This is a genomic window from Rhizobium sp. TBD182 (genome assembly GCF_001950375.1).
GTDB lineage: Bacteria > Pseudomonadota > Alphaproteobacteria > Rhizobiales > Rhizobiaceae > Agrobacterium > Agrobacterium tumefaciens.
The window spans coordinates 1,095,424-1,103,794 of sequence record NZ_BDLN01000001.1 but is presented as its reverse complement, the minus strand read 5'-3'; the positions used below and the strand labels follow the sequence as shown (position 1 = coordinate 1,103,794).

General features: G+C 59.0%; 11 protein-coding genes. 10 read left to right on the top strand and 1 reads right to left on the bottom strand.

Going from position 1 to position 8,371, the window contains the following annotated elements; genetic code table 11:
- Positions 1-414: 414 nt before the first annotated feature.
- The 10 genes from cyoE to T18_RS05550 all read left to right on the top strand — a co-directional run bounded on the left by cyoE (position 415) and on the right by T18_RS05550 (position 7,387).
- Positions 415-1,368 (top strand): heme o synthase, encoded by a 954-nt coding sequence (gene cyoE / locus T18_RS05595; protein WP_038490089.1) that lies wholly within the window; start codon positions 415-417, stop codon positions 1,366-1,368.
- Complete coding sequence (locus tag T18_RS27570; RefSeq protein WP_013635615.1) at positions 1,368-1,499, top strand: hypothetical protein; 132 nt, start codon at positions 1,368-1,370, stop codon at positions 1,497-1,499. Before cyoE ends, T18_RS27570 begins: the two co-directional genes overlap by 1 nt.
- Positions 1,500-1,541: 42 nt before the next feature.
- Positions 1,542-2,171 carry a cytochrome c oxidase assembly protein gene (locus T18_RS05585; protein ID WP_003511786.1) on the top strand — a complete coding sequence of 210 codons (630 nt, stop codon included), beginning with the start codon at positions 1,542-1,544 and terminating at the stop codon, positions 2,169-2,171.
- Positions 2,172-2,234: 63 nt separating this feature from the next.
- Entirely contained in the window at positions 2,235-3,110 is an 876-nt protein-coding gene (locus tag T18_RS05580; protein WP_003511788.1) for a cytochrome c oxidase subunit 3, read from the top strand.
- 100 nt (positions 3,111-3,210) lie between these two features.
- Positions 3,211-3,597, top strand: coding sequence for a DUF983 domain-containing protein (locus T18_RS05575; RefSeq protein ID WP_019564184.1), 387 nt, complete (start codon positions 3,211-3,213; stop codon positions 3,595-3,597).
- Positions 3,598-3,607: 10 nt separating this feature from the next.
- The gene (locus T18_RS05570; protein WP_003511792.1) at positions 3,608-4,342 is read left to right on the top strand and encodes an SURF1 family protein; all 735 of its coding nucleotides are present in this window, start codon (positions 3,608-3,610) and stop codon (positions 4,340-4,342) included.
- A 63-nt stretch (positions 4,343-4,405) separates the two neighbouring features.
- A complete protein-coding gene (gene ispH / locus T18_RS05565) occupies positions 4,406-5,452 on the top strand; it encodes a 4-hydroxy-3-methylbut-2-enyl diphosphate reductase (RefSeq protein WP_019564182.1) in 1,047 nt (348 codons plus the stop codon).
- Between the two features lie 92 nt (positions 5,453-5,544).
- Entirely contained in the window at positions 5,545-6,513 is a 969-nt protein-coding gene (locus tag T18_RS05560) for a homoserine kinase (protein WP_038492700.1), read from the top strand.
- Positions 6,510-6,950: a ribonuclease HI gene (gene rnhA / locus T18_RS05555; protein WP_003511799.1), complete on the top strand. Its 441-nt coding sequence runs from the start codon at positions 6,510-6,512 to the stop codon at positions 6,948-6,950. The genes T18_RS05560 and rnhA overlap by 4 nt, the downstream gene beginning before the upstream one ends.
- Positions 6,951-7,078: 128 nt before the next feature.
- Positions 7,079-7,387 (top strand): Dabb family protein, encoded by a 309-nt coding sequence (locus T18_RS05550; protein ID WP_013635620.1) that lies wholly within the window; start codon positions 7,079-7,081, stop codon positions 7,385-7,387.
- Positions 7,388-7,401: 14 nt separating this feature from the next.
- Here the strand turns inward: T18_RS05550 and T18_RS05545 are convergent.
- On the bottom strand, positions 7,402-8,371 hold a 970-nt coding region (locus T18_RS05545; RefSeq protein WP_210187536.1), incomplete at its 5' end, for an autotransporter outer membrane beta-barrel domain-containing protein.

Below are 8,371 nucleotides of genomic sequence, written 5' to 3'. Positions count from 1 at the left end.
ACCACCAGTGGGAACAGCTTCCGCGCATTCGCTGAATGCCGGACCGGAGTGCGGGCAGGGCTTGCGAACTCCGGAAGCTGAAAAGAGGGGATGGTGTGGGCTTATCCGCGCCGTTTCCCTTGAGGCGGACGGAATCTGCTGCTGCGTGAGGCATTTTGTCCAAGCGAAGCTTTTCGTGCGACATGATAAAAGCCAAGTACTGCCACTATGAATGGGCAGACGCAGCAGGGCGACGGAACGGGCGTGGCGATATGCCAGGCGCATGGCATCGGGTCTTTGACCCCGGTGCTGCCCGTGCCGGAACGTTCGGACCAATGAATTGACGCACCGTGCACGCCGAAAACGACACTCTGTTTTCGGGCTGGTGCAAGGGATGCCGCGGCAAGCGGCATCTGAAGAAAAACAGGATACGAAATGACCGTCATCGACAATCGCGAAATGCTTGGCCTGGAAAGCTCCGAACTTTCGGAAGCCGGCGCGCGCGATTATTTCGAGTTGCTGAAACCGCGCGTCATGTCGCTCGTCGTCTTCACGGCGTTTGCGGGCCTCGTGCTGGCGCCGGGCCACATCAACCCGGTCCTCGGCCTCATCGCCATTCTCTGTATTGCCGTCGGTGCCGGCGCATCCGGCGCGCTCAACATGTGGTACGATGCAGATATCGACGCCGTGATGAGCCGCACCGCCAAGCGGCCGATCCCGTCTGGCCGCGTAACACCTGGCGAGGCGCTGGCCTTCGGGCTGACGCTCTCGGCCTTTTCGGTGGTCATCCTCGGGCTTGCGGTCAACTGGTTCTCCGCCGGACTGCTCGCCTTCACCATTTTCTTCTACGCCGTCGTTTATACGATGTGGCTGAAACGCTCGACACCGCAGAACATCGTCATTGGTGGTGCTGCCGGCGCTTTCCCGCCCATGCTTGGCTGGGCCTGCGTCACCGGCGGCGTTTCGCTTGATAGCGTCATCCTCTTCCTCATCATCTTCTTGTGGACACCAGCCCATTTCTGGGCGCTGGCGCTGTTCAAGATGCGCGACTACGGCTCCGTCGGCATTCCGATGATGCCGAACGTGGCGGGCGAGCGCTCCACCAAGAACCAGATGATCGTTTACGCAGTGCTGACGGCTGCAGTTGCGGTCGCGCCGTATTTCACCGGTCTGGCGAGCCTCGGTTATGGCATTTTCGCCGCCGTGCTGAGCGCGATCTTTGTGTACTGTTCGCTCGATGTCCGGCGCATGCCTGACGGTGACGAAAAAATGCTGCCCGCCAAGAAGATGTTCGCCTATTCGGTGCTTTACCTCTTCGCCATCTTCTCCGGCCTTTTGGCCGATCATTTCGCTCCGGCCCTGAAAGCCGTGATTTCGGGAGTTTTTTGATGGAAACCGTGGAACTGAGCGCGGCGCAGAAAAAATCGAGGCGCGGGCGCAACGTCGCGCTCGGCGTCTTGCTCGCCGGTCTGGTGGTGCTGTTTTACGTCATCACCATCATCAAGATCGGTTCGCATTGACGGCCTGACAGTGAGGGCATGATCGGAGGAGAGGAGGGGGACATGGCGAATACTGGGGCAAATATCGGGGCAGACAAGGCAACGGCCGGCACGCAGCGGGTGAGCAATCGCTCCATCCTCGTGCTCTGTCTCGTGTTTTTCTGCGCTATGATCGGCATGGCCTATGCCGCCGTTCCGCTCTACAGCCTGTTCTGCCGCGTCACTGGCTATAACGGCACGACCCAGCGCGTCGAGCAATATTCCGACGTCATTCTCGACAAGACCATCAACGTCACCTTCGACGCCAATACGTCGAATGGCCTCAACTGGGATTTCCGCCCGGTCGACAAGCTGGTCACGCCGAAAATCGGCGAAACGGTACAGATCAATTTCAAGGCGACGAACCGCTCAGCGGTGGCAACCACGGGCACGGCGGTCTTTAACGTCACGCCCATGGAAGCAGGCGCTTATTTCAACAAGGTGGAGTGTTTCTGCTTCACTGAAACGACGCTTCAGCCGGGCGAAACGCTCGAAATGCCGGTGGTGTTTTTCATCGATCCGGATATCGCCACGGCGCGCGAAACGAAGAACATTCATACTTTGACGCTATCCTATACGTTTTATCCGGCCAAAACCGAAAAACCGGTTGCGTCCTTGCCGGTAAAGACTGAATCTGGCGAAAGCAAATTGTGAGAGGAGACTCGGGCCTTTTGAGCAGGGCCGGGTCTGGGAAGAGATACCAGGGGATTGTCACACATGGCAGATACGCATCAGAAGAACCACGACTACCACATCATAGATCCAAGCCCCTGGCCGCTTCTGGCCTCGATCGGCGCCTTCATTCTGACCTTCGGCGGCGTCTGTTACATGCGTTACCTGTCGGCTGGCTCCTTCAAGCTGTTCGGCATGGAACTGGCCAATCCCTGGCTGTTTTATATCGGTCTCGTCATCGTGCTTTACACCATGTACGCATGGTGGGCAGACACGATCAAGGAAGCCAATGAGGGTAGCCATACCCGCGTCGTTTCGCTTCACCTGCGTTACGGCATGATCATGTTCATCGCCTCTGAGGTGATGTTCTTCGTCGCGTGGTTCTGGGCCTATTTCGATGCCAGCCTTTATCCGCACGAGGCCATTCAGGCGTCCCGCCTCGAATATACCGGTGGTCAGTGGCCGCCAAAGGGCATCGAGGTCATCGATCCCTGGCACCTGCCGCTCTACAACACCGTCATCCTGCTTTTGTCGGGCACCTGCGTCACCTGGGCGCACCATGCCCTGCTGCACAATGACCGCAAGGGGCTGATCACCGGTCTCGTCCTCACCGTTGCCCTCGGCGTCCTGTTCTCGACCGTGCAGGTTTACGAATACATGCACGCCCCGTTCGACTTCAAGAACTCGATCTATGGCGCGACCTTCTTCATGGCGACCGGCTTCCACGGTTTCCACGTTTTCGTCGGCACGGTTTTCCTGCTGGTCTGCCTGCTGCGCGCCATTGCCGGCGGCTTCACGCCGAAACAGCATTTCGGCTTCGAAGCGGCTGCCTGGTACTGGCACTTCGTTGACGTCGTCTGGCTGTTCCTGTTCTTCGCGATCTACATCTGGGGCGGCTGGGGCGCGCCGCTGGCGGAGTGATGCGGTTTGTTTTCTGACTCGGAGGGCGGCATCTGCCGCCCTTTGTGTTTAAACAGGCGGGCCGGACGGAGGTTTAACCGGCCCAAGGCGAGAGGCCATCATGTCTGAACCCGGAAACGGCGGCTTTGCGCCGGTGGACCCAATAAAAGTCGGGCTGAAGGGCTGCTGCCCGCGTTGCGGCAATGGCAGGCTGTTCGACGGCTTCCTGACCCCGAAACCCGCATGCAGTGCTTGCGGGTTGGATTACGGCTTTGCCGATGCGGGTGAAGGCCCGGCCGTCTTTGTCATGCTGATCGTCGGTTTCCTTGTCGTCGGGCTGGCGCTTTGGTTCGATCAGCGTTTTGCGCCGCCCGTCTGGGTGCATGTCATGCTCTGGTTGCCTTTTGCGGTGATCGTCTCCCTCGTGCTGCTGCGCAAGATGAAGGGCATCATGATTGCGCTGCAATACCGCAACAATGCAAGCGAAGGCAGGCTTGATCGTGAATGAGGTTTCCCACATGAAGGCGGCGGAAAGACGCATCTGGTTTGCCGCGCCGCTCGTCCTTTTGGCACTTGCCATCCTTCTCGGGCTAGGCACATGGCAGGTGAAGCGGCTTTACTGGAAAGAAGCGCTGATTGCCGATATCGAGGCGCGGCGCAACGCAAGTCCGGCCACGCTCTCGCAGATCGAAGCCATTGCCAAAAGCGGCGGCGAAATTGAATATCGCAGGGTCAACGTTTCCGGCGTTTTCGATCATGCCCGCGAGCGGCATTTCTTCGCCACCCACCAGGGCAGAACCGGCTATTACATCTATACTCCGCTGTCGCTTGCCGATGGCCGTATCCTCTTCGTCAATCGCGGCTTCGTGCCGTTTGAGATGAAGGAGGCAACGAAGCGGCCTGAAGGGCAGGTCGCTGGCGAGGTGGAGATCAAGGGACTGGCGCGCGCGCCGCTCGTTGCAAAACCGTCTTCCCTGCTGCCGGATAACGATATCGCCAAGAACATCTTCTACTGGAAGGATCTGGCGGCCATGGCGTCGAGCACCGATATCCCGCCCAACAGGCTGGTCAACCTGTTCGTGGATGCCGACGATGCGCCGAACCCCGGCGGCTGGCCACAGGGCGGCGTGACGCTGATAGATTTGCCCAACAATCACCTGCAATATGCGATAACGTGGTATGGTCTGGCGGCGGCCCTTGTCATCGTCGCCGGTTTTGCCTATTTCCGGAACGGTAAGGCGCAAGGTGAATAACGCGCGCCCTGTCCGGTAAGGCTGGCTACCGGGCAAGGGCAAGGCGCACGCCAAGGAGCACGAATGAACATCGCCGTTTCCAAACCCCCTTTGACGATAAGGCTGTGCGGACCGCGCGGCTTTTGCGCGGGCGTGGACCGGGCGATCCAGATCGTCGTGCTGGCGCTGAAAGCCTATGGCGCGCCGGTCTATGTCCGCCACGAAATCGTCCATAACCGATATGTGGTCGAGGGGCTGGAAGCCAAGGGCGCGATTTTCGTCGAGGAACTGCACGAAATCCCCACCGAGCATCGCGAGCAGCCGGTGGTCTTTTCCGCCCATGGTGTGCCCAAATCCGTGCCGGAGGATGCGCAGGCGCGCAACCTGTTTTATCTCGATGCCACATGCCCGCTGGTCTCCAAGGTCCATAAGCAGGCCATGCGCCACCAGCGCCTCGGCCGCCATGTCGTGTTGATCGGCCATGCCGGTCACCCTGAGGTCATCGGCACCATGGGCCAGCTGCCCGAAGGTACCGTTTCGCTGGTCGAGACGGTGGAGGATGCCGGCACCTATGAACCTGTGGACCGAGAAAACCTCGGTTTCGTTACCCAGACAACGCTGTCTGTCGATGATACCGCAGGCGTTATTGCCCGGTTGCAGGAACGTTTCCCGGCCATTCAGGCGCCCGCCGCCGACAGCATTTGTTACGCCACCACCAACCGTCAGGATGCGGTGAAGCAGGCGGCCCCCGGCTGCGATCTCTTCATCGTGGTCGGCGCGCCCAATTCGTCAAACTCGAAGCGGCTGGTGGAAGTGGCGCTGCGCGCTGGCGCCAAACATTCAGTTCTGGTGCAGCGTGCGGCGGAAATCGACTGGGATGCGATCGGCGATATCCGCACCGTCGGTCTTTCGGCGGGCGCTTCCGCGCCGGAGGTCATCGTTGATGAGATCATCGAAGCCTTCAAGGCGCGTTTCGATACGACGCTCGATCTGGCCGTCACGGTGGAGGAAACGGAACATTTCCTCGTCAACCGCGAACTGCGCAGCATCGAGCTGACGACGGACGATATGGCTTTCGTGAATGGCAATGCCAGCAATGCCCTGCCACCGAAAGCCGCCACTGGCGCCTAGACCGGGATGGCGAGATATGTGAGTGGTTCCCACCGCGCATATGTCATCCCCTCTTCAGATTTTCACTCCATCCTTCATCAAGAGATTTGAAATTGGCAGTTTATACGGACATCACCGAAGATGATCTGAGGAATTTCCTCATACAATACGACGTTGGCAGCCTCACATCCTATAAGGGCATTGCCGAAGGCGTTGAAAACTCCAATTTCCTGCTGCATACGACGAAGGATCCGCTGATCCTGACGCTTTACGAAAAGCGCGTGGAAAAATCCGATCTGCCATTCTTCCTCGGTCTTATGCAGCATCTGGCCGCCAAGGGTCTGTCCTGCCCCTTGCCGCTGCCGCGCAAGGACGGGGAATTGCTGGGCGAATTGTCCGGTCGCCCGGCAGCGCTGATCTCCTTCCTTGAAGGCATGTGGCTGCGAAAACCGGAAGCGAAACATTGCCGGGAAGTCGGCAAGGCGCTGGCCGCCATGCATCTTGCCGGTGATGGGTTCGAGATCAAGCGCCCCAATGCACTCTCCGTCGATGGCTGGAAGGTGCTGTGGTACAAGTCTGAAGACCGCGCCGACGAGGTGGAGAAGGGCTTGAAGCAAGAGATCCGCCCGGAAATCGATTATCTCGCCGCCCATTGGCCGAAGGATTTGCCCGCGGGCGTCATCCATGCGGACCTGTTTCAGGACAACGTTTTTTTCCTCGGTGACGAGCTTTCCGGCCTCATCGATTTTTACTTCGCCTGCAACGACCTGCTCGCCTATGACGTGTCGATCTGCCTCAATGCCTGGTGCTTCGAGAAGGATGGTGCGTACAACGTCACCAAGGGCAAGGCGCTGCTGGAAGGTTACCAGTCGGTGCGTCCGTTGAGCGAGGCGGAACTGGATGCCTTGCCGCTTCTGGCACGCGGCTCGGCGCTGCGCTTCTTCCTGACCCGCCTCTATGACTGGCTGACGACGCCGGCGGGCGCGCTGGTGGTGAAGAAAGACCCGCTGGAATATCTGCGCAAGCTGCGGTTCCACCGCTCCATCAGCCATGTCGCCGAATACGGGCTGGTTGGCGAATGAAACATGTCGATATCTTTACCGACGGCGCCTGCTCCGGCAATCCCGGTCCGGGCGGCTGGGGTGCTGTGCTGCGATATGGCGAGACCGAAAAGGAATTGTCCGGCGGCGAGGCTGATACCACCAACAACCGCATGGAACTGCTGGCGGCCATCTCGGCGCTCAACGCGCTGAAAAGTCCCTGCGAAGTCGATCTCTATACCGACAGCGCCTATGTCAAGGATGGCATCACCAAGTGGATTTTCGGCTGGAAAAAGAAGGGCTGGAAAACCGCCGATAACAAGCCGGTCAAGAATGTGGAGCTGTGGCAGGCGCTGGAGGCTGCGCAGGAGCGCCATAAAGTGACGCTGCACTGGGTCAAGGGCCATGCCGGCCACCCGGAAAACGAGCGCGCCGACGAATTGGCACGCAAGGGCATGGAGCCCTTCAAACGCCGGTAACGGAAGTCTGATTTCTTCCATTCGGCCCTGATCCGGCCCAACCGTGATAAGGGATTGTGAAAACTGAAACCCGATCTATCTTGTCGTCAAACAGTTGGACAATGTTCCAGCGGAGGAGAGACATTCAGATGATCCTGCATTGTGTATTTCTACGGTTCAAGGCTGCAACGGCATCCTCTGAAAAACACGCGGTGTTTGAAGCAATTGCGGCCCTCAAGGACGTGATACCCGGCATAATCGACGTGAAATACGGCCAGAACGTTTCGCCGGAAGGCCTGAATGGCGGTTTCGTCGATGGCTTCATCGTAACGTTGGACAGCCCGGAGGCCCGCGACGAATATCTGGCGCACCCGCAACACATGGAAGTCGGTCAACGTCTGGTCTCGCTGACCGATGGCGGTCTGGCCGGGCTTCTGGTGTTTGATATGAATGTTTGATCCGCGGCCGCCGCTCAGAAAGCAACTTTCCATCCTGAGCGCAGCCACACGGCCGGGTCTTCCCCTTGCGTGGTGACGTTGACGTTCAGCGACGCGGTTCCGCCGGCGACATCGAACTCTGCTCCAAGCCCGCCCCGCATCCAGAATTGGTCGATTTCCTGGCCGCCGAAACGAAAGCCGGACAGCCCGAGGATCGATCCCGAGGCCCCCGCCGTTTCTTCTTCAAAACGGTAAGCCGCCTCCGCACGCGCAAGCAGGCGAACCGTATCGGTCAGATCCGTAATGCCATCCAAACCGGCACGAACGACTGTAGAGTGCTCGCGCGTTACATCGAAGCTCGCGGGAAAAGATCCGTTGCTTTCAGTGTAACCTTCCATCTTCGCAGTGGCATAGGTCAGGCTGCCATAGGGCGTCAGACGCCAGTCCGCAATTGTCGCGGCATTCAGCCAGTCGAGGCGCAGTCTTGCCGCCCAGGTGTCGAGATCTGCTTTACCGTGTGAATAATCCATCGCGCCGCCATTCAGATAACCGCGCTCGATGGACATTTCGCCAGGCGCATAATAGCCGCCGATGGTGGCGAAGAGATTACCGGCAATCGGCATGCTGATTTCTGGCGCGATATAGCTTCCTTTGTAGATGCTGTTGCCGCCTGTATCGATATCGAAATCGTTGTAAATGCCGCCGAAGGCAAGGCGTGCAGTCGCGCCGCCTTCCAGGCCGATACCGTAGCCGATATCGGCAATGCCAAAACCGCCCTTGGTGCCGGCGCCATTGTCATATCCGGCATCGGTGATAATCCCGAACGACTGCCGACCCGGCTCAAGCAGGTTACGCATCGGCTCTCCGTGAGCGCCGTTGAGCAATGTGCTGGCATGGCCGATGCCTAAGCTAGTATTCGGTCTCGCGGCAAGCGTTTTGGTAAATTGATCGACGTCGATGATCCCGGAAGAGGCCGGCGCAGGTGCCTGCACGGAGTCGATGGCG